A 21,936-nucleotide genomic window follows, 5' to 3' on the forward strand; every position below is an offset into this window, starting at 1 on the left:
ACTTCCAACCTCTCACTTCTCACTTCCCAGATGGGGGCGGCCCCTTTAGCACGGGAGGGTTATTATGAAAAACCAGTCATACCGCAATGTGAACGAGAATCCCTGCAACATGTGCATGCCCATGGGCGGCATATTGCCCTTCAAGGGCATTGAAAGGTCAATGGTTATCATTCACGGTTCCCAGGGGTGCAGCACTTACATGCGCAGGCATATTGCCGAGCACTTTAACGAGCCCATTGATGTGGCCTCGTCTTCTCTGAATGAAAAGGGCACTATTTACGGAGGAGAAAAAAATTTAAAGCAGGGCCTGGATAATCTTATTAAACTTTATAATCCCGGAATGATAGGTATTTTAACCACCTGCCTGGCGGAGACCATAGGTGAGGATATAGACAGGATAGCCGCGGAATATAAGGCTGAAAGAGGACTTGACCGTCTACCCCTGATTACCGTGCCCACTCCCGGTTATGGCGGCGCCCACAGCGAGGGTTACTGGCTGGCGGTGAAAAGAATTATTGCCTCCGTAGCTGAAAAGACCCGGCTTCATTCCAGGGTTAACGTGATAGTTCCCAATATCAGCCCCGCGGATATAAGGGAAATAAAAAGAATACTGCAGCTAATGAAGGTGGATTACACCCTGTGCCCGGATTTTTCGGACACCCTGGACCGCCCCTTCGTTAAACCCTATGTGAAAATTCCCGAAGGCGGCACCAGGATTGAAGATATAGCGGCCATGCCCGGGGCTCCGGTCACCATACAAATGGGTGTTACGGTGGATGAGGGCATGTCTCCGGGGAAATACCTGGAAGAGGAATTCGGGGTGCCCCTGGTCAACGTGCCCATACCCATGGGTGTCAGGGCAACCGATGCCTTTTTGGATACCCTGAGACATCTTACCGGCAGGGAAAGGCCTGATATTCTGGAAGCGGAGAGGGGCAGGCTGCTGGATTGCATGATCGACTCCCATAAATACAATTTTCAGGGCAGGAGCGTTATATTCGGAGACCCGGAAATTGTGTACGCCGTGGCTTCCACCTGTATGGAAAACGGCATTTATCCCGTGGTGGCGGCCACCGGCAGCAAAGGGGCGAAATTTTCCGAAGCCATCAAAAAGATACTGGCCGGCTGCCCTGATGAAACGGATATATTAAATGAGGCCGATTTTACCGGAATAAGGGAAAAAAGCAGGCAGCGGGGGGCCAACATTGCCATAGGGCATTCGGACGGTAAATTTCTTACCGAAAGGGAGGGAATACCCCTGGTCAGGATAGGTTTCCCCATTCATGACCGGGTGGGGGGCCAGAGACTGCTGTCGGTGGGCTATACCGGCACCGGCATGTTTTTGGACCGGGTCACCAATACCCTGCTGGAGAGAAAGCACAGCAATTACCGGGCTGCCATGTATGAAAAATATTATACCGGCACCGCCTGATAAAGAAGCGCCTTTGGGAATCGAGAAAGCTGAAAACCACTCGAATGGAAGGTTGGGGTGAAATATAATGGATTGCCAGTGCGCCCGCAAACAAGGCCACGATTTGAATAACGACGCCGTATCCGCTGATTTGTTGCGGCAAACGGACAGGCATCCCTGTTACTCCTTTGACGCCCACCACAAATATGCCAGAATGCATGTGCCCGTGGCGCCCAAATGCAATATCAGCTGCAACTACTGCAACCGTAAATTTGACTGCGTTAATGAAAGCAGGCCCGGGGTAACCAGCGAAATTCTGACACCGGAAAGGGCGCTGCAAAAATTTAATCTGGTCAGGGAAAAACTGTCCGCTTTGAGTGTGGTGGGAATAGCCGGACCGGGCGACGCGCTGGCCAACTGGGCAGAAACCAGAAGGACTATTGAATTGGTCAAACAGTCAGCTCCCGATATTATATTCTGTTTATCAACCAACGGCCTGCTGCTCCCGGAATACGCCGGTGAAATCGCAGAGCTGGGGGTAAAGCACGTAACCGTCACCGTAAACAGTCTCGACCCGGAAATAGGGCGGAATATATATAAATATGTAAATTATAAAGGGAAAAGGTACCAGGGAAAGGAAGCCGCCGCCAGGCTCATGGCAAACCAGCTGGCCGGCATTGAACTATTGGTCCGCAGCGGTATGCTGGTAAAAGTCAATATTGTAATGATTAAAAATATCAACGACACCCATATCCCTGATATTGTCAAAAAGGTCAAGGAACTGGGGGCCTTCATAACCAACATTATGCCGTTGATACCCGCCCCGGGCAGCGCCTTTGCCGATTTTCCCGGGACCGATACGCAGGAATTAAACCACATGAGAAATATCTGCCAGGCCGATTTGAGGCAAATGTATCACTGCAGGCAGTGCAGGGCCGACGCCATCGGACTCCTGGGAGATGACAGGTCCTTTGAGTTCAGACTGCCGGCCGAGGATAATGATATCTCCCCGGCAGAGGCTGTAAAAGAAGCTGTTTAAAGGATGTGAGCAATTAATGAATAAACCCAAATACCATATATTTGTATGCACCAGCTCAAGGCCCAACGGTCAGCAGAAGGGTTTTTGCCATACCAAGGCCGCGGTGGAACTGGTGAGCGGCTTTATGGAGGAGATTGAGGAGAGAGGCCTGGGCGGCGAGGTTTTTGTTTCCAATACCGGTTGTTTCGGCCTTTGCGAAAAGGGGCCCATCGTTGTGGTTTATCCGGATAACGTATGGTATGGGTCGGTAACCGCCGGGGATGTGGAGGCAATAATGGATGAACATATCGAAGGCGGCAGTCCGGTCAAACGCCTGGAATTATAGCCAGCCACCGGTTGCCCGCAGGGAGGAGTTTTGATAATGCCTAAGGATATTGCGGTTTTCGTTGATAAAAACGGGTACGCGGCTTCCCTGAACGAGCCGGGAAAACTGATTGTTTTTAGAAAGAAGATGGGGAAATGGAGCACCCTCAGGGAGAAGGAATTTTCCCTGGAGAATACCCTGGAAATGAAGGAACTGCGCCGGAAAATGGGAGAAATTCTGTTTTTTCTGCAAGACTGTAAAACCATAGTGGGCTCCACCATAGTTGGCATACCCTATTTTGAACTGGAGAAGTCGCATTTCAGCATCTGGGAGTATGAAGGTAAAGCGTTGGAGATGCTGGATTACGTGCTGGAAAGGGAAGAGGAGGCGGAAGGAGAGAAGGCGGTTAAGGGGGAAATAAAGGTGCAAACCGCCCCTGTGGAATATGCCCCCGGCTGTTACCGGATTTCCCTGAAGGAAATTCAGGAAGGCGGCACCGGCGTTACTTCCAAGCAGGCTTTGCTGCCCTTTCTGCGCAAAGGCAGGTTCTATTCTCTGGAAATACTATGTTCCCATATTCCTCCCTGGCTGGAGGCCGAGCTGACCATCAACAGCCTGGACGCCGGGACTGAGAAGACCGGTGCCGGAGATATAAGGATAACCATAAGCAAAAAGTGCTGTCAAAATTGTAATTGAAATTGTTTTGGCCGGGCCGGCCGAAGGGGTATCATTCGGATGCCCCCGGCGCCCGGCTGGCCCGGCCGTCAATTATATACATTTTATAATATTTAACTATGTGCTACAATATGGAAAGGGTTTTTTATTATAGCGCTGAATCCGTTTATATGGAAGCATTGTTGTAAATAGCCGGTTGAATTGTTTTTTTATGCTTTATTAGTGACGTAATTATTAGTTGCAGGTGCCCGCATGGAATTGTTACGTGAAAATATTGGCATTGGCCAGATTATTGAAAATGAGAGTATTAAAATACATTTCCAGCCGCTGATATCGGTTAAGAAAAAATCCGTGATCGGCCTTGAGGCGTTATGCAGGGGTATTGCCCCGGATAACGGGGCTATTATTCCACCTGATATCATTTTTAGCGCAGCCAGGGAAGCCGGTTTGATAATTGAACTGGACAGGTTGTGCAGAAAAAAGGCCCTGGAGAGTTATAAAAAAATATATGATATCAACAGCGAAATTCTACTCTTTCTGAATTTTGACACATCAATATTAGATATGGGTGTGGTGGGTTCAGGCAAAATAATGCAAATTGTGACTGACCTGGGCATTAATCCCGGCAATGTGGTGATAGAAATAGTCGAGTCCAAGGTCAACGATGTTCCCGCTTTAAAAGAATTTATCATCAGGCACAAGGATTACGGCTTTTTAATCGCCCTGGACGATGTGGGGGCGGGGCATTCCAATCTGGACAGAATACCTTTGGTGCGCCCGGATATCATGAAAATTGACAGGCTTTTGATCCGGGATATGGATAAAAAATATTATAAACAGGAAACCTTTAAATCACTGGTCAATCTCTCCAGGAAAATTGGAGCCCTGGTGGTGGCGGAGGGAGTGGAAAACGAGCCCGAGGCTATATGCGCTCTTGAACTGGGAGCGGATATGCTTCAGGGTTATTACATCGCCAGACCCGGGGACATATCCGGGGTTTCCGTAAACCGCTATGACAGTAAAATGGAGTACCTGGCGGTTAAATACAAAAGCCATCTGTCCCAGAGGATTAAACACGAAAGGCAGAAGCGGGACGATTATGTGAGGATTATTGATATGATTATCAGTGATCTGTCACAAACCGCGGTAATTAATTTTGATTTCGAGCTGGAAAGGATAGTAAACAGGTATCCTTTTCTTGAATGTATATATATTTTGGATACGTCCGGGATTCAAATCACCGATACTTTCTGCAACAGCTCCCATCTTCCCAGAAACAAAAAGTTGATTTTCAGTCCGGCCAAAAAGGGTGCGGAACACTCGCTTAAAGATTATTATTACCTGTTTATAAATTTGGGGTACGGCAAGTATACCACAGAGCCCTACATATCCCTGGCCTCCGGTAATTTGTGCATCACCGTCTCGTCATTCTTCATTGATGTGAATAACAACAAATATATATTGTGCATAGACTTCAACCAGGACTATTAATATGAAATTCCTCCGCCCTGCCGGTTTCGCGTGATACCCGCCAAATATCATTCCGTTCATTTTGCCAACCTGTTTTTTTAAAGACCCGTGCATTCAGCATAAAGTTTAAGTTGATTTTTCCGTCGCCGCCCGGCATTGCCCGTATATTTAATGGAGTTACAGCAGGGAGATATGCCATGAGTGATTTATTTCTGGTGGACACCACCCTGAGGGACGGAGAGCAGGCTCCGGGTGTGGTATTTAATTTAAGAGAAAAAATAACCATCGCCCGTCTTCTGGATTTGTGCGGGGTGGATATAATAGAGGCGGGTACTCCCGCCATGGGGGAAACTGAGCAGTCCGCCATATCAGCCATTGCCGGTCTGGGTTTAAGGGCAAGGATAACAACCTGGAATAGAATGGTTCCCGCCGACATCAGGGCATCCCTGGAGTGCGGGGTCAAAGACGTGCACATCTCCGCCCCGGTTTCCGGCATTCAAATTAGGTACAAACTGCAAAAGACCAGGCAGTGGGTGCTTGACCGCACCCGGGAGGCCGTAAGGTTTGCCAGGGATTGCGGCTGCAATATTTCGGTGGGGGCGGAGGACGCGTCCAGGGCCGATCCCCTGTTTCTTGAGGAATTTGCCCGGGCCGCCCGGGAGGAGGGAGCCCGCCGCCTTAGATATGCGGACACGGTTGGGGTGCTTTACCCCCTGGCCGTCTATGAAAGATTGAGCGCTTTGGGGGAGAAAAAAATAATGGAGATTGAGTTTCACGGCCATAATGACTTCGGCATGGCAGTGGCCAATTCCATTGCGGCCGTGAAGGCCGGGATTAAATACGTCGATACCACCGTGGGGGGGCTGGGGGAGAGAGCCGGCAACGCTGATATGAAAAAGTTTATCCAGGCCCTGGCACTGATGAAAATTCACAATACCGGGTGGAAACACGGCTTTCTACACAGGCTGGAGCAATATGTGGCAACGGCGGCCAACAGGACGGCTCCGGGGGAAGAATTGAAGAAGACAGTTTAACGTAACTTACCGGCAGCCTTCCACTGCTCCGGTCATAGAAAGCGGTTCCGGAGAAAGCAATATTTTAAAGAGGAGATGAAATATCGGAGCGGTGTAAAAAGCATGCTTTGTAAATCAACATTACCTTTAGGGGCTGCGGGTCTGGGGGCTTGCCGGCCCCTGTTTTATTTATAGTATCTGTTTTAATAATGCCGGATCCGCCTAAATTTGATAAAATTTTTATATTTTTATACAGAATTTTTGATAAAATTAATTTATATTTAATATGCTCAAAAACGGTAGAACAGGAGTTATTTAGTTAACCCTGGCATCCGGGTTGCCATACCGGGGGAATAAGATGAATGAAATATTAATAAAAACAAAGCTGAATGTCCCTGTATCCGGACCGGGTATTATTTCCCGCCAGCGCCTGGACCACGCGCTGGACGATGGTCTCGGGAGAAGGCTTACCCTTGTGGCAGCCCCGGCGGGGTTCGGAAAGACCACCGCCGTGGCGGAGTGGCTCCGGCAAAAAGGCTGTTCCGCCGGCTGGGTTTCCCTGGATTCCAGCGACAACGATCCGGTTCGGTTTTACAGTTACTTTACCGCCGCCCTGGAGGCGGCGCTGCCCGGGATTAGCCATAGACTGACTCCTTTTCTGCCTTATGCCGGCTCTTTTCCGCCGGAGACCTTCATCTCCATATTAATTGATGACCTTACCTCACTTCCCCGGGACCTCATACTGGTACTGGACGACTACCAGCTAATACAGGAAGCCCTGGTGCATGAAAGCCTTTCCTTTCTGATAGAATACATGCCCGAGCATACGCACATTGTTCTCATCAGCCGTGTGGAGCCTCCCCTTTCCCTGCCCCGGCTCAGGGTCCGGGGACATTTAAAAGTGCTGGATGCCGCCGACCTGCGGTTTAACCCGGATGAGGTGGCGTTGTTTTACCGGAAGAAGGATATCCATTTAACCGGGGACCAGTTAAGGAAACTGGAAGCCTGTACCGAGGGCTGGGCGGCCGGTCTGCAGTCGGCGGTCTGGTCCATCCTGGGAAACGTCGATATTACAGGGGCGATAGAGGGGTTTAGCGGAAAAAACCGCTATATCGCAGCCTACCTGACCGACGAAGTATTTGATAAATGGACACAGGCCCACAAGGAATTCTTTCTTGAGACGTCCATACTGGAACGCCTTACCGGTCCGCTGTGCGATGCGGTCACCGGCCGGTCCGGCAGCGCGGAATTGCTGGAAATGCTGGTGAGAACCAATAGCTTTGTTTTTTCCCTGGATGAAGACGGGTGTTGGTACCGCTATCACCATCTCTTTGCCGAGTATCTTTACGGCCTGCTGCAGGAAAGAAGGCCGTCCCGGCTGGCCGGCCTGCATCAGAAGGCCACTGAATGGTATGAAAATAACGGTTTCATACCTGAAGCCGTCAATCACTGCATGCGTGGAAAGGATTTCAGCCGGGCCGCCCTGCTTATCGAGAGGCACGCGTCTGAAATATTGACCGGCAGGGCCACCATAACCCTGCAGGAATGGTTAAGGGCCTTGCCCGAGGCTCTGGTAAGCGGGAGTATCATACTTTGTCTGGCCTATGCCTGGACCGGGATTCTTACCGAACAGCCGGAGGTGGTTGAAAGGTGGCTTCGAAGGGCGGAGGAGGGCTTCCGGAAAGAAAGCGGGAAGCAAAGGGACCGGAACTGGCGGAATCAGATGACGGGAGAGATTGCTATAGTCAAGGCCTATCTGGCCACCCGGCGCAGGGAGCTTGAGGAAATAATGCGGCTGGTGATGGATGCCCACCGTTATACCGGAGGCACCAGCTACTTTTTAAAAAATGTGGTTTTTAATAACCTGGAGCCCAGCCTTTTGGGAGGGCTGTTCGGATGTTACGGCTATTTAAAGTTGAGGGCCGAAGCCGTAAAAAATAAACTCGACCAGAAAATAAGACAATTCGCTGCGCCGTATGCGTACAACGGCTACTATCCGGTGGCGGAGGCCGAGTTCCATTACGAGCGAAATGATCTGGACAGGGCCTTAAAGTGCCTGATCATTGGGATGAGTGAAGCGGAACGGTCAAAAAATCCCGGCGCCCTGGTTCCCGGCATATGTATAATGGCCAGGATACATAGCGTCCGGGGCAGGCTGGAAGAGGCAATCCAGGTGATTGCGGACGGGGAAGACAATATCCGGCCCTTCAACCAGCCCCAGTGGCTGCCTGTATTAGCCGCTGTAAAAGCCCGGCTGCAGCTTGAACAGGGGGATATTGAAGCGGCGGAGCAATGGCTGAGAAACAGCCGGCTGAGTATATATGACCGCCTGAGCGTTGTGGGCGAATACGGCCATATCACCCTGGCCAGGATTTTAATTGCCCGGCAGAAATGGGACGACGCCCTGCTGCTGCTGACCGCCTGGATGGCCTTTGCCGAATCCGAGAACCGGCTGCCCAGTAAAATTGAATTGTTGAACCTGCTGGCCATGGTCCGGCAGGCCAGGGGAGAAACGGGCAAGGCCATGGAGGCGCTGCAAAAATCCCTGGCCCTGGGCGAGGAAAACGGTTATTTGCGTAGATTTGTGGACGAGGGAAGGCCCCTGGCGGCTTTACTCAGACAATTCACCCTCCGGCGTCGCAAGAATTCGGACGGTAAGGGCGGAGTATCCTCCCGGTATGTAAGTACCCTGCTCAATCTTGTTAAAAAAGATGCCGCAAGCCGGGGGCAGCCGGCATGGGGGGCTTCGCCCTCCGATATCACGGTAGTGCTGCGGGAACAGCTAACCAGGAGGGAAATTCAGGTGCTGGGGCTGATAGCCATGGAACTGAGCAATGCGGAAATAGCGGGAGAACTTTCCCTGGGGCTGAGTACCGTTAAAAATCATACCTCCAACATTTATGCCAAGCTGGGGGTCAGGAACCGCATCCAGGCGGTGGAGCGGGGGCGGGAACTTGGTATTTTGTGACGGTGTCACGGCGGAGGACTTATCCGGGGAGTTAAGTTTCCTCAGCTGGTACCATAACTTGCGAGGTTTTAAATTATTATTTTCACGCCATGCGGCCCCGCTCCATATAAGTTTCCGGCAGGCGGTGAAGTTTGCCATCACCCATTTTTGCCCTAATCAGTACTTTTCCAGTACTTCGGGTGATTTCAAGGCAGTGCAATAAGTATATAATAATTATTCAGATTTAGTCGATTTTTGATAATTTTAGACTATTTATGACTTTTTATGTCGGTCTTATAATGAAGGGAACATTCTTATGATAACGGGGAGGCTGTGAAATGTCAAAAATATTAATTGTTGATGATGAACCTCATATAAGAATTCTCCTGGAGCAAACCCTCGAAGAACTTGAGGATGAGGGAGTGGAATTGCTCAAGGCTGATAATGGGGAAGCCGCCCTGGATATTATCAGAAATGAAAAGCCGGAACTGGTTTTCCTGGATGTCATGATGCCTAAAATGAACGGTTTTGAAGTTTGCGGAACCGTAAAGAAAGAACCGGGCATCAGTGATATTTTTATTATAATGCTCACTGCCAAGGGACAGGAATACGACAAGCAAAAGGGCGGCGAGGCGGGGGCCGATATTTATATGACCAAGCCCTTTAATCCCGATGAAATAATCGAAAAGGCCAAAGAAATTTTGGGGCTTTAAATATTTTCCGGCAATTTAACTGCCGGGACATTTTGGGTCCGGATTGTTATGGGGGGAGAAAATAGAGGGTTATGTTAAATGGAATTGTATACACGGATAAGGAAAAATGTGAGGCCTGTTCGGCCTGTCTGAGGGTATGCAGGACAAAGTCAATCATGATTAAGGACGGCAAATCCGAGATAATCAAAGAAAGCTGTTTGAATTGCGGCGCTTGTATTACTGTTTGCAGCAAGGGCGCAAAAAAATATAGAAACAGTATTGAGAAGGTTGAACAAATACTTGAAAACAAAAAAGCGGCCCTGATATTGGCGCCCTCTTATGTAATTGTGGCTGTAAAAAAATATAATTGCACCCCCGAACAGTTTTGCACAGCATTAAGAGAACTGGGTTTTAAACTGGTATATGAATCGAGTTTTGGAGCGGATGTCGTTACAAAGGTGTACATAGATTATATAAATGACCAGATCAATAAGAGGGGCAGGGAGAAAACCAATGTGATCACCAGCCCGTGCCCGTCACTTATGAACTATGTTGAAAAGCACACACCGGAGCTGCTGGATAATTTCGCGCCAATTTTAAGCCCCATGGCGGCCCAGGCCGTTATTGTCAGGCACTGGAACGGTGAGGAAACAGCCATAGTGGGGGCCAGCCCGTGCATGGCCAAAAAATCTGAATTGCTGGATGAAGAATTGGGTCTCTATGCTGAAAAAATGACCTTTGAAGAATTGATAGAGCTTATTGACAGCCGGGGAATCATTCCGGCGAACCTGGAAGAATCCGAATTTGACGGCGTACAGCCTTTTTACGGAGCGGGGTTTCCCATCTCCGGCGGTCTTACCAAAACCATGGAACAGTACGGCGCGGGAGCGGGGTTTGATCTTATCGGCAATAACTATCTGCTTGTGGAGGGTGAAGACCGCAGCATAAACTTTTTAAAAGGCATGGCCCGCAAAATAAATAAAGACGGCACTTTAACCGGGTACCCTTTACTGGTGGATATTTTGTATTGTGAAGGCTGTATTCTAGGTAAGGCTCTGGGAGTCCGCAGTGATTTCTGGGAGAACAGGCGCATTATTTCGGAATATACCCGGAAGAGATTTAAAAAGGCTGTGCAGGGCGATCTGGTAAGGGAGTACAAGGGGTACTCCGTGTTGGTGAAAAATACGGCCCAGGCTCCGGAGTTTGAAAAATGGCTGGAAATAGTGGAGCAATTGATTAAAGATAATAAATTTACCAGAACATGGAATAATGTCCATTACCATAAAAAGGAGCCCACTGAAAAAGAACTTAAATTCATACTTGAATATGACGGCAAGTATTCGGAAAAGGATGAGCTCAATTGCGGCGCCTGCGGCTATGAAACCTGCAGGGAGCGGGCCGTGGCTGTATTCAACGGGGAGAACGAACTGGGGGGCTGCATTGTCCACATAAAATTTGAAGCCAAAACCTCCCTGGAAGAAAACAAAAGACTCCAGGAACTGGATCAAATGAAATCGGATTTTCTGTCCACGGTGTCCCATGAACTCCGGACACCGCTTACCTCCGTACTGGGCTTTTCCAAGATTATAAAGAAAAGGCTGGAGGAAGTGGTTTTTCCGGAGATAAAAACCGACGACAAAAAAGTTAACAGGGCCGTCAGGCAGATAAACGACAATGTTGATATTATTATTTCGGAAAGCCAGAGGCTAACCACCTTAATCAATGATGTTCTGGACCTCTCCAAAATGGAGGCCGGTAAAATTGAATGGAAAATGGAGCCTCTTTTTCTGGAGGAGGTTATTGACAGGGCCACTTCCGCGACCACGTCTCTTTTTGAACAAAAGGGGCTTGAACTTATAAAGGATGTGGAAGAGGGATTGCCGCAAATACTGGGGGACGGGGACAGGTTAATCCAAACGGTGATAAACCTTATTTCCAATGCGGTCAAATTCACCGACAGTGGTACGGTCACCTGCAGGGCCAAAAGGGTTGACGGTGAAGTGGTGGTGGGCATTATAGACACGGGTATCGGGATAGCCGGGGATGACCTGGAAAAGGTATTTGAGAAATTTAAGCAGGTGGGGGACACCCTTACCGACAAACCCAAGGGAACCGGGCTTGGATTGCCTATTTGCAAACAAATTGTCGAGCAGCATGGCGGCAGGATCTGGGTGGAAAGCGAGCCCGGGAAGGGGAGCACCTTTTCATTCGCAATTCCCCTGCAATCCGGTGAAAAAAATATAATTGAAAAAATAAACGTGGACAGCCTGGTCAAACAAATGAAAAAACAGGTGGCTGCCGCGGTGGAGGAGCGGACTGAGGGACGGAAAACCATACTGGTGGTGGACGATGACAACAATATCAGAAATCTTTTAAGACAGGAACTGGAAGTGGCGGGCTACTCCGTAATTGAGGCCGCGGATGGTGTGGAGGCCATCAATTTGATTAAAAAGGACATTCCCGACCTGATCCTGCTGGATGTTATGATGCCGAGGATGAGCGGGTTTGATGTGGCGGCGGTGCTTAAAAACGACCCTGTAACCATGAATATACCAATTGTGATAGTTTCCATTATCGAAAACAGGGAAAGGGGTTACAGCATCGGCGTCGACAGGTATTTTACAAAGCCGCTGAACACCGAGGAGCTGCTTAAAGAGATAGGGTTGCTTTTATCTCAGGGCGTGTCAAAGAAGAAGGTGCTTGTGGTTGACGAGGATAAATCCACTTTAAAAACCCTGGTTGATGTGTTGCAGGCAAGGGGTTACACGGTTGTCAAGGCCAGTGACACTGAGGAATGCATAAGCAAGGCGGTGGAGGAAAAACCCGATATGATTATCCTCAACACACTTTTGTCGGAACGGCACGAGGTGGTGAAGACCCTGCGTCTTGAAAAGGGCCTGGAGAATGTTCTGTTTTTGTTCACGGGAAAAATTATTGAAAACCAGTGCGATGGCTAGCACAATGCTTGGTTTGCTCCCGGGCGGCGGTTTTCAGTAAAGGGGGCATTAAAATACGGAAAGTAACCCTGAAAAACATAATTAAAAGGCAAGAGGTAGCGTCAATACTGGGAGATATAGCTCCGGTTGATGAGCTTGTCATAACCGATCCCGGCGGAAAGGCGCTTATCGGCAATAATAATTCAGGCAAACCTTTGCCCGGCTGCCCGGTTAAGCTGGGGGAGGAAGTAATCGGCTGGGTTATGGGAGGGGAAAAGGCGGAGACCCTGGCTAAACTTCTCTCCTACCTGGCGGTTCAGGAGTTGGAGAAAAGGTCCCTGGCCCGGGAGACCCTGGAAAAGTACAAGGAAATTTCGGTTATTTATGATATTACGGAAAAACTGGCTGCCAGCCTGGATCCGAAACAGGTATCCCAGTTGATTGTTGGAGAAGCGAAGAGGCTTATTCAGGCGGATAATATTTCCGTCATGGTAATTGATGAGGATACGGGCTTGTACTCAATACTGGCCGCTTCGGGAACAGAGTACCATCCAAAGATTGGCTTTCAGCCGGGTAAGGGTATCGCGGGCAGCATAATTGCCTCGGGGAAAGGTGAAATAGTAAACGACGTTATTTCCGACCCAAGATACATAAGAGGTACTATAAAAATAAGCTCCATGATGTGCGCCCCCCTAAAAATAAAGGACAGGGTGATTGGGGCAATTAATGTCAGCAGCGCCCAGCCCCTGAATTATACCGCCGAAGACCTGAAAATTCTGTCCGCCCTGGCCCTGCAGTCCGCCGCCGCCATAGAAAACGCCAGACTTTACGACAGATTGAAGGATACATTTCTCACCGCGGTATACACCCTTGCCGAAACCATAGAAAAGAGGGACCCCTATACCGGGGGGCATACCAAAAGAGTTATGCAATACAGCCTGGCCATCGGAAAGGAACTGGGTCTTGCGGACGGCGATATGGAGAGGCTCAGGCTGGCGGCCATACTTCACGATGTGGGCAAGATCGGGATAAGGGATAATATTCTGCTAAAAAGCAGCAAATTAACCCTGGAAGAGTTCAGCCTGATTAAAATGCACACTATCTACGGGCAGCAGGTACTTAAGCATATTAAATATTTTAAAGATATTATACCAGGTGTGATGTATCACCACGAGCGCTTTGACGGTAAGGGTTATCCCGAAGGCCTGCGGGGCGAAGAGATAGACATCATTGCCAGGATAATTGCGGTGGCGGACAGCTATGACGCCATGACCACGGATCGGCCCTACAGAAAGGGACTGTGTCATGAGGCTGCTGTTGAGGAACTGAAAAGGTGCTCCGGCAGCCAATGGGACAGTGATGTGGTGGAAGCATTTCTGAGAATTGATGTATCACAAACTTTAGGAGGCGGCAAGTTGTATGGATAAGACAAAGGGAGTGATAACAACAGATGAAGAAAAGTGCGCCGGATGCAACAAGTGTATTCTGGAGTGCCCTGTGGAGCACGCCAATGTGGCATATTTAAAAGATGGGGAAAATAAGATCAAAGTTGATCAGGACAGATGCATCAACTGCGGTCACTGTATTGAAATCTGCGACCATGGGGCAAGGGTATATTATGATGATACCGAGGATTTCTTCACCGATTTGCAAAAAGGGGTAAAAATATCGGTGCTGGCGGCGCCGGCGGTCAGACACAATTTTCCCGATTATAAAAAGCTGTTCGGATTCCTTAAATCCTTGGGGGTAAACCTTGTCTATGACGTATCCCTGGGAGCGGATATAACAACCTGGGCATACATTAAGGCAATAAAGGAAATGAATCTGAATTCTGTTGTGGCCCAGCCCTGCCCGCCCATAGTTAATTATGCCCAAAAATATAAACCCTCTTTAATTAAAAACCTGGCGCCTGTTCACAGCCCGATGATGTGCACCGCCATCTATTTAAATAAATATATTAATGTTAAGGACAGACTGGCCTTTCTCTCTCCCTGCATTGCCAAGATCAACGAAATAAACGACAGTAATACCGGCGGGATGATCCAATACAATGTCACATACAGTAAGTTAAAGGATTATCTGGATAAAAATAAGATTAACCTGAACTCCTATAACCAAAAGGATTTTGACGATATAGGGTGTGGAATAGGTTTAGCCTTCAGCAGGCCCGGGGGTTTGAGAGAAAATGTGCAGCATCATATTAATAATGCCTGGGTTAAACAGATTGAAGGAGTAAATCACGCATACGCTTATTTATCTGAATATTCCAAAAGAGTTTTTAGTGACAGCCGTATACCGCTAATTGTGGATGTTTTAAATTGCATCAACGGATGTAACCTTGGTACGGGAACCAATAAAGACGTATCAATTGATGATATAGATTATATGACCAATCAGCTAAAACAGGACAAGCTCCTTCAAAAATCAAATAAAAAAATCTTTGGCCAGAGGGTGTACACTTTGTTTCATAAATTTGACAAAGAACTGGCATTAAAAGATTTTTTCCGGGAATATCAAGACTTTTCCGCCGGCATCCACACGAGAGAACCCGGCATAAGTGAAATCAATGATATATTTAATAAATTATATAAACAGACAGAGCAATCCAGGGATATCAACTGCTTTTCCTGCGGGTATGGAAGTTGTCAAAAATTTGCCAGGTCAATATATAATAACGTGAACCATTATCAGAATTGTATTTATTATAATCGCAAGGGACTGGAAATGATGGCCAAAGAGAAGTCCCTCAGGGAAAATCTAAAAAATAAAGTGGCTGAAATAATCAATTCCATGAGCCAGTTGGCCGCTGCCAATGAAGATAATGTCCGGGGCGTTAACAATGTGGGAAGAGAAACCGATTCGGTTTTGCAAATGGCCGCTGTTTTAAGAGAGACAATACACGACGTGAAGGACAAATTACTGGGTATTTCCAATGTGTCAAAGGATATTGTGGGTATAGCCGAGCAGACCAATCTGCTTGCCCTTAACGCTTCCATAGAAGCCGCCAGGGCCGGCGAGCATGGCCGGGGTTTTGCCGTGGTGGCTGAAGAAGTCCGCAAACTGTCGGACAATACCAAGAATACCGTGGATTCCGCCCGGGTTAATGAAAAAGAGGCAATAACGCATATAGAGAAAATAATAGGCATGGCGGACGAGCTTGGCGCGAAGTTGAAACTTGTGAACAATGAAACAGATAACATGATTGAAAATACGGAAAAACTGGCTGTGCGGGAGAAAGAAGTGGTTTCCCTCGCCAATTCCCTGCTGGATAATTAAACACCCCGCCCACCGCGCCGGTCCCGTGACCGCCGCCCGGGCTCCATAAATATGGGCGATTCCCCGGCGGCCGTACCAGGAGCCGCCGGACCTTTCATTTTTTAAGAGCCGGTTAACGGCTCTTTTATTTTTTTCAGCAGGTCCGGCCATACCGGTGAAGCACCATAAAAAATCCAGTGTTCTTCAGGCCGGGCCGGCTAAAAGCAGGAGCGGTCCGACAGGTTTGGTATCCTGAAGGGGCGGGCGGCCGGCGCTGTTCCGGCTGAAAATGCCCGGGCGGACACAAAAAATTTCTTGACTAAATGACTAATAAAAAATAAAATGAATTTGATAATGATTTTCATTATTGTGTTTTGGGCATTGCCCACTATCTGAATATGATTGTTTTGTTTATGTTCAAAAGAACAAAAAATTTTCCGGCCATAGTGATAATGATAATCTTTATCCTTGAAAGCACTGTAAAAAACAGCAAAATGTTTTCTGATTTGAAAGGAGGATATTATGAACAGGCCCTTGAGCAGCATTAAAAAAGGCAGCGTTGTTTACATCCAGAATATCGAAAGCTGTTCCCAGTGTAAACATCACCTGGAAGAGATGGGATTTATTCCGGGTACTCCCGTGGAAGTTTGCCGCTGCTGTAATAAAGGCCCCCTTGTTGTAGCCATTCGTGGTGGGAAGATCATGCTGGGACAGGAAATGGCCCGGCATATCATGGTGAAATAATTATTGAGAGGGGGTAGGAAATGATTACTCTAAAAGACGCAAAACCAGGCCAGACGGTACTCGTGGACAGTGTCAAGGTAACGGGGCAGGCAAGGGGACGTTTTATGGCTATGGGAATTATGAAGGGGACCAGGCTCAAAGTAATTAAAGTGGCTCCCCTGGGCGACCCCATAGAGGTGCTGGTAAGGTCGTACAACCTGTCTTTTCGCAAGGCTGAAGCGGAACAGATCATCGTAAGCTTAGTATAAGGAGGGATCAGCGATATGTCGGCGTTAACCGTAGCTTTGGCGGGTAATCCAAATACCGGTAAGTCAACCATATTTAATTTCCTGACCGGGGCCAGGCAGCATATAGGCAACTGGCCGGGAGTTACCGTTGATAAAAAAATGGGTCAAATGACCAAGGGCAACAAGCAAATAAACATTATAGATTTGCCCGGCACGTATAGCCTCAGCGCTTACTCGCTGGAAGAAAAAATTGTCAAAGACTTTCTGCTGGAAGAAAAGCCCGATATGGTGGTCAATGTGGTGGACGCCTCCAACATCGAGCGCAATCTTTACCTTACCGTTCAGTTGTTGGAAATGGGCATACCCACCGTGGTCAACCTTAATATGATGGATGAAGCCGGTGAAAAGGGGTATAACATTAATCTGGAGGCCCTTGGCAAAAACCTGGGTGTTAAAGTAATTTCTTCGGTGGCAACAAGTAAAAACGGGTTGAATCAACTGGTTGATTCCCTGGACCCCTCCCTGACCCGGCTGGCCGGGGCGGCGGACAGCAAACTGCTGGCGGAACACCTGAAAGCCATTGAGAACATAAAAAAATCGGAAAATAACAGTGAAATAGCTGATGAAAAAGTAATTGAGGCCCGCTACGAGTTTATCAACAAGGTATTGGAAAAATCCCTGGTTATCAATGAGGCCAAAGAGTCGTGGAGCGATAAGCTGGATAATTTGCTGACCAACCGGGTATTGGGAATACCTATTTTTCTCTCCATCATGTATGTGATGTTTCAGGCCACTTTCGCCTGGGTCGGCCAGCCCCTTTCAGACATCCTGGATGGCTTCATCGGCGGCACCCTGACTGACTGGGTTAGCGGCGGCATGGAGTCCCTGGGAACCGCCGGGTGGCTGCAATCCCTGGTGGTGGACGGCATCATCGGAGGAGTAGGCGGCGTGCTGGTCTTTGTTCCTTTAATTTTCACCCTCTTTTTATTGATCAGTTTTCTTGATGGAACAGGCTACATGGCCAGGGTGGCGTTTATTATGGACCGGGCCATGCGGAGAATCGGACTGTCCGGCAAGGCTTTTCTGCCCATGCTGATAGGTTTTGGCTGCAGCGTGCCGGCCATCATGGGGGCCAGGGCCCTGGATACTGAAAGAGACCGCAGGATAGCCGTGTTAATAGCGCCTTTTATGTCTTGTGGCGCCAGGCTTCCGGTATATGCGCTGTTTGCCGCATTATTTTTCCCCGGCAGGGAGAGTGCCGTGGTTCTTTCCCTTTATATCCTTGGAATTATAATAGCCATCATAATGGGACTTATATTTAAGTCAACTTACTTCAAGGGGGATGCGGAGCCCTTCCTGATGGAATTGCCCCCTTACCGTATTCCCACCTTGAAAACCGTTTTGCTGCAGACCTGGGAGAAGGGCAAAGGTTTCCTGGTTAAAGCCGGTACCATTATTTTCAGCATGTCGGTGCTGATCTGGTTCCTTTCCAGTTACAATTTCTCAGGCCCGGTGGATATTGCGGACAGTTTGCTGGCTACCATCGGAGGCGTTATCGCCCCCCTCTTCACCCTGCATGGTTTTGGCACATGGCAGTCGGGGGTTGCGGTGCTGACCGGAATATTGGCCAAGGAAGCAGTGGTTGCCACCCTGGGTGTAATTTACGGCATCAGCGAGCTGGCGGAGGACGCCGCACAGGCGGCCACACAGCTGCAGGGATCTATCGGCGCCACATTTACCGGGCTTTCCGCCTATGCTTTCATGGTGTTTACCCTGCTCTACACCCCGTGCATGGCTGCCCTGGGGACAATTAAAAAGGAACTTAACTCCTGGAAATGGGCTTTGTTTGCGGCCGGTTACACCTTCCTGGTGGCCTGGATAGTTTCTCTTCTGATTTACCGGGTTGGTTTGTTGCTGGGCCTGGGCGGTTAATTATAAAAATTATGGGTTGGAGGTGTTATGATGGATAGCATGACAGGATTGTTTTCCACCCTGCTCCTGGCGGGAGGGATAGGTTATTTAACCATACGGGGCTTTCGCCGGGAAGCAGCCAACCTCAAAAACGGCACCTGTTGCGGTTCGGAAAGCTGCTCCTGCGGTTGCGGCAGCGGCAGCGGCTGCGGCGGTAATGGCGGCAGTGAATGCCAACATTGCGGGGATCTGAAGCAAACTCCGGAAAACACCGAAAAACCGTGATAAGCTAAATCTCAATAATGATGCTTATTGACCATGGCCTTTGTACAGGCCGGATGCAATACGAAATAAAAGAGGTGCAAAATAATGTCCGTGCCGGAAGAAATTCTTTCATCAGCCAACGCTCAAACCACCCTTGGTTTAAGCAAAGTTGAATTAAAGAAAATGTTAAAGGAAGTACAATTTATTAACGAGGTTTTACTTACTTTAATTAAAAGCACGGACATGGACAGCACCCTGGCAGCCATTTTGGATTTGGCCATAAAGATAACCCACAGTGAAGTGGGGGGGGTATTGCTGGCCGGCCGTTATTCCAATGAGACCCAAATCATGCTGCTGCGGGGGGAACTGACCGAGGAGCGGTTTCAAAAAATACTGGACAAGGCTAATTTTATCCGCAAGCCGGAGGCCGCCAGGGAAGTTATTTGTCTTGCAAGTAATTCGGAGGGCTTTAATGAAATGCTCAGCGCCGACCCCGATTTACTGTCCTTTATATCCGTACCCATGATTGTGGGGAGGGAGACCGTCGGGATACTTGTGTTAATGCACCGTCATTCCGGGAGAGAGGACCACCTGGGGGATTATTCACCCCAGGATGTGGCCACTATTTCCGTATTTGCCGGACAGGCTGCCCTGGTGCTTCACAATACTTTGTTAAAAATAGAAAACGGTAAGAAGGAAGTATATTTGGAAACCATCGCCGCGCTGGTTTCCGCCATTGACGCCAAAGATCGCTACACCCGCAACCACTCCAAAAACGTGGCCCGGGTGGCGGTGATTCTGTCCCAGGGGCTGAGGTTAAGCCCCCGGGAAATACAGACCATTGAATACGGCGCCTTATTGCATGACATAGGTAAAATAGGTATTCCCGAAAGCATTTTAAATAAAAAGGGCAGGCTGGAAAATGAGGAATTTGAAAGAATTAAAGAGCACCCGGTCATAGGGATTGGAATTTTGCAGCCGGTGGATTTTTTGCAAAGCATACGGGCTATTGTGCACCGTCATCATGAAAGAATTGACGGTAAGGGCTACCCCGGCGGGCTAAGGGGCGAGGACATCCCCTTTGAGGCCCGCATAGTATCCATTGCCGACGCCTGGGATGCCATGACCTCGGATCGCTCTTACCGGAAAGGAATGACCATGGAACAGGCGCTCCTGGAATTGCAGGAACATGCCGGGGAGCAATTCGACGCCCATATGGTGAGGGCATTTGTCGGCATGGTCAGGCAAAACCCGCCGCTGTTCGCTTCCAGTGCCGCCCCGGACCCAATGCAGGCCGTGCCTTATCCCGTGCTGAAGCGGCAGAAGGCTATACCCGGATTAGCCGGAATAAACATATAATGTTTAATTTTGCGGACTTAACGAGAATGAATATCATTATTATTTAGCGGGTCATATTAAGGAGTGTAAGTAAATTGGCTTTTCTTGAGATGCTTTTTAAAGACGCGCCCCATAAGGGAAAAAAAGCCGGTAAAGCGGCTTTGCCCGGGCCGTCACTTTTTAGAGAGGTTGAGGAAGTGGATGTAATGGCTCAAAGGGTGGCTGATTTAAACACAGGTTTGCTTGCCTCCAGGCAGGAAATTAACGACATGGTATCTGAAGCCGCCGAAACGGCCATGTGCACCCAGGGTATGGTGGACGATTTGGGTAATCATGTTTCCGATGTCATGAAGCAGATGGAGAACACGGGGGAATCGTTAAAAAAGGCCAGGGAGTATGCCGGGGAAGGTGTTGTCCGGCTGGATTCTGCCAACACGGAGATGGAAACCATTCAACAGCAGGTTTTGGAGTCACTGAAAATATATTCCCGCCTGTATGACGACGTTAAAACCTTTGGGGAAATGCTGGAAGCCATTAAAGCCATTGCGGATCAGACTAAATTACTGGCCCTTAACGCATCCATCGAGGCGGCCAGGGCCGGAGAGGCCGGGCTGGGATTTGCGGTGGTGGCCCAGGAAGTCAATAAACTGGCTGTAAAAAGCAAAAAAATGGTTGACGACGTGTCCGTAACCCTGAAACAGGTGACAAACAGCGCTTCTATGGTGATGCAGAGCATGTCCCAGGGGGCCAGGGGGGTTCAAACCGGAATTGATTTAATTACCCAGGTGAACGATTTTTGCCGCGCCATTATGGAGCATATGGTGGACAGTGTGGCTGCGGTGGAAAAGGCCTATGCCGGCGCCGAGGCCCTTGACCTGGGAATGGGAGGGGTTCAGGCAGTTGCCCAGGAGATAAACCAGGTGGTGGGTAAAATATCCCATATCAGCGGCAGCACCACAGATGTTTTAAAGGAGCAATCGGATTCCATGCAGCAATTATTAATAAATCTGAAGAGGTTGCGGGGTATGGCCGGGTAAGGCCCCGGCAGGATGGCCTCATCTCATTCACAGGAGAGGATTTTAATGGGCCAAAAGGGTTGGACAAACATTGCCTTTGATAAACTGAATGAAAAAAATTCAATATACCGTCCGCTTAATTCAAAAAACATGGAACAACCGGCGAATTGCTGTAATAAGTGTTGCAAATGCAAGCATTGTGTAAAAAGAATATTAATTATAGGCGGCATAACCAAATTTAAACAACTGTATGTGAATTTGGTTGAAAGCTGCGGCTATGAGTGCGAATACCTGGATGGCTATATGAGAAGAGGCGATAAGCTTCTGGAAAGAAAAATAATAAAATGCGACATGGTTTTTTGCCCGGTGGACTGTAACAGTCACAATGCCTGCGCCAGCGCCAAGAAAATTTGCAGAAAGCACGGCAAGCCCATTAAAATTCTGACCTCCTCCGGTATTACCAATATGGCCGAGGCCATAAAAAGCATAGATTCCTGATGGCAATATATTGGACATACATAGCAAACTGAATAAAAACCCATTTGGCAGGTGAGAATTAATCCACTTGCTTTTTGTTTTGTCTTGGGGTCCGGGAATCCGGAAAGCATAGAAAACACTCAGGGCGGCTGCGGGGGCGCGTTTTTTTATTTTCAAAAAAGATTTGATTGTCAAACTAATTTATCTGTGTTACTAT

General features: G+C 48.6%; 18 protein-coding genes. All 18 read left to right on the forward strand.

All coding sequences use genetic code 11. From position 1 onward, the window contains the following. Positions 1-64: 64 nt before the first annotated feature. The 18 genes from DCCM_RS05940 to DCCM_RS06030 all read left to right on the forward strand — a co-directional run bounded on the left by DCCM_RS05940 (position 65) and on the right by DCCM_RS06030 (position 21,740). Positions 65-1,432 (forward strand): nitrogenase component 1, encoded by a 1,368-nt coding sequence (locus tag DCCM_RS05940; protein WP_104371521.1) that lies wholly within the window; start codon positions 65-67, stop codon positions 1,430-1,432. A 67-nt stretch (positions 1,433-1,499) separates the two neighbouring features. Beyond that, entirely contained in the window at positions 1,500-2,450 is a 951-nt protein-coding gene (gene nifB / locus DCCM_RS05945) for a nitrogenase cofactor biosynthesis protein NifB (protein ID WP_104371522.1), read from the forward strand. Positions 2,451-2,466: 16 nt separating this feature from the next. Next, a complete protein-coding gene (locus DCCM_RS05950) occupies positions 2,467-2,775 on the forward strand; it encodes a 2Fe-2S ferredoxin (RefSeq protein ID WP_104371523.1) in 309 nt (102 codons plus the stop codon). A gap of 36 nt (positions 2,776-2,811) precedes the next feature. After that, positions 2,812-3,450 carry a Fe-only nitrogenase accessory AnfO family protein gene (locus tag DCCM_RS05955; RefSeq protein ID WP_104371524.1) on the forward strand — a complete coding sequence of 213 codons (639 nt, stop codon included), beginning with the start codon at positions 2,812-2,814 and terminating at the stop codon, positions 3,448-3,450. Between the two features lie 231 nt (positions 3,451-3,681). Next, the gene (locus tag DCCM_RS05960) at positions 3,682-4,920 is read left to right on the forward strand and encodes an EAL domain-containing protein (RefSeq protein WP_104371525.1); all 1,239 of its coding nucleotides are present in this window, start codon (positions 3,682-3,684) and stop codon (positions 4,918-4,920) included. 176 nt (positions 4,921-5,096) lie between these two features. Further along, positions 5,097-5,933 (forward strand): hydroxymethylglutaryl-CoA lyase-like TIM-barrel protein, encoded by an 837-nt coding sequence (locus DCCM_RS05965; RefSeq protein WP_104371526.1) that lies wholly within the window; start codon positions 5,097-5,099, stop codon positions 5,931-5,933. Positions 5,934-6,270: 337 nt separating this feature from the next. Next, positions 6,271-8,880: a winged helix-turn-helix domain-containing protein gene (locus tag DCCM_RS19155; protein ID WP_104371527.1), complete on the forward strand. Its 2,610-nt coding sequence runs from the start codon at positions 6,271-6,273 to the stop codon at positions 8,878-8,880. Between the two features lie 317 nt (positions 8,881-9,197). Next, entirely contained in the window at positions 9,198-9,572 is a 375-nt protein-coding gene (locus tag DCCM_RS05980) for a response regulator transcription factor (protein WP_104371529.1), read from the forward strand. A gap of 71 nt (positions 9,573-9,643) precedes the next feature. Beyond that, a complete protein-coding gene (locus tag DCCM_RS05985; protein WP_104371530.1) occupies positions 9,644-12,508 on the forward strand; it encodes a [Fe-Fe] hydrogenase large subunit C-terminal domain-containing protein in 2,865 nt (954 codons plus the stop codon). A gap of 8 nt (positions 12,509-12,516) precedes the next feature. Next, positions 12,517-13,914 carry an HD domain-containing phosphohydrolase gene (locus tag DCCM_RS05990; RefSeq protein WP_104371531.1) on the forward strand — a complete coding sequence of 466 codons (1,398 nt, stop codon included), beginning with the start codon at positions 12,517-12,519 and terminating at the stop codon, positions 13,912-13,914. Next, entirely contained in the window at positions 13,907-15,763 is a 1,857-nt protein-coding gene (locus DCCM_RS19415; RefSeq protein WP_104371532.1) for a [Fe-Fe] hydrogenase large subunit C-terminal domain-containing protein, read from the forward strand. Before DCCM_RS05990 ends, DCCM_RS19415 begins: the two co-directional genes overlap by 8 nt. 501 nt (positions 15,764-16,264) lie before the next feature. Further along, entirely contained in the window at positions 16,265-16,486 is a 222-nt protein-coding gene (locus DCCM_RS06000; RefSeq protein WP_104371533.1) for a FeoA family protein, read from the forward strand. A 20-nt stretch (positions 16,487-16,506) separates the two neighbouring features. Beyond that, positions 16,507-16,734: a FeoA family protein gene (locus DCCM_RS06005; protein WP_104371534.1), complete on the forward strand. Its 228-nt coding sequence runs from the start codon at positions 16,507-16,509 to the stop codon at positions 16,732-16,734. Between the two features lie 15 nt (positions 16,735-16,749). Then, positions 16,750-18,645, forward strand: a complete 1,896-nt coding sequence (gene feoB / locus DCCM_RS06010) for a ferrous iron transport protein B (protein ID WP_104371535.1) — start codon at positions 16,750-16,752, stop codon at positions 18,643-18,645. Between the two features lie 27 nt (positions 18,646-18,672). Further along, on the forward strand, positions 18,673-18,909 hold the full coding sequence (locus DCCM_RS06015; protein WP_128739104.1) for a hypothetical protein: 237 nt from the start codon (positions 18,673-18,675) through the stop codon (positions 18,907-18,909). A gap of 84 nt (positions 18,910-18,993) precedes the next feature. Continuing rightward, positions 18,994-20,247, forward strand: a complete 1,254-nt coding sequence (locus tag DCCM_RS06020; protein ID WP_104371537.1) for an HD-GYP domain-containing protein — start codon at positions 18,994-18,996, stop codon at positions 20,245-20,247. 74 nt (positions 20,248-20,321) lie between these two features. Next, positions 20,322-21,263, forward strand: coding sequence for a methyl-accepting chemotaxis protein (locus DCCM_RS06025; RefSeq protein WP_231702675.1), 942 nt, complete (start codon positions 20,322-20,324; stop codon positions 21,261-21,263). A 45-nt stretch (positions 21,264-21,308) separates the two neighbouring features. Next, on the forward strand, positions 21,309-21,740 hold the full coding sequence (locus DCCM_RS06030; RefSeq protein ID WP_104371538.1) for a DUF2325 domain-containing protein: 432 nt from the start codon (positions 21,309-21,311) through the stop codon (positions 21,738-21,740). Positions 21,741-21,936: the final 196 nt, after the last annotated feature.

The sequence above is a fragment of the Desulfocucumis palustris genome, from assembly GCF_002933875.1.
GTDB classification, from domain to species: Bacteria; Bacillota; Desulfotomaculia; order Desulfotomaculales; family Desulfocucumaceae; genus Desulfocucumis; species Desulfocucumis palustris.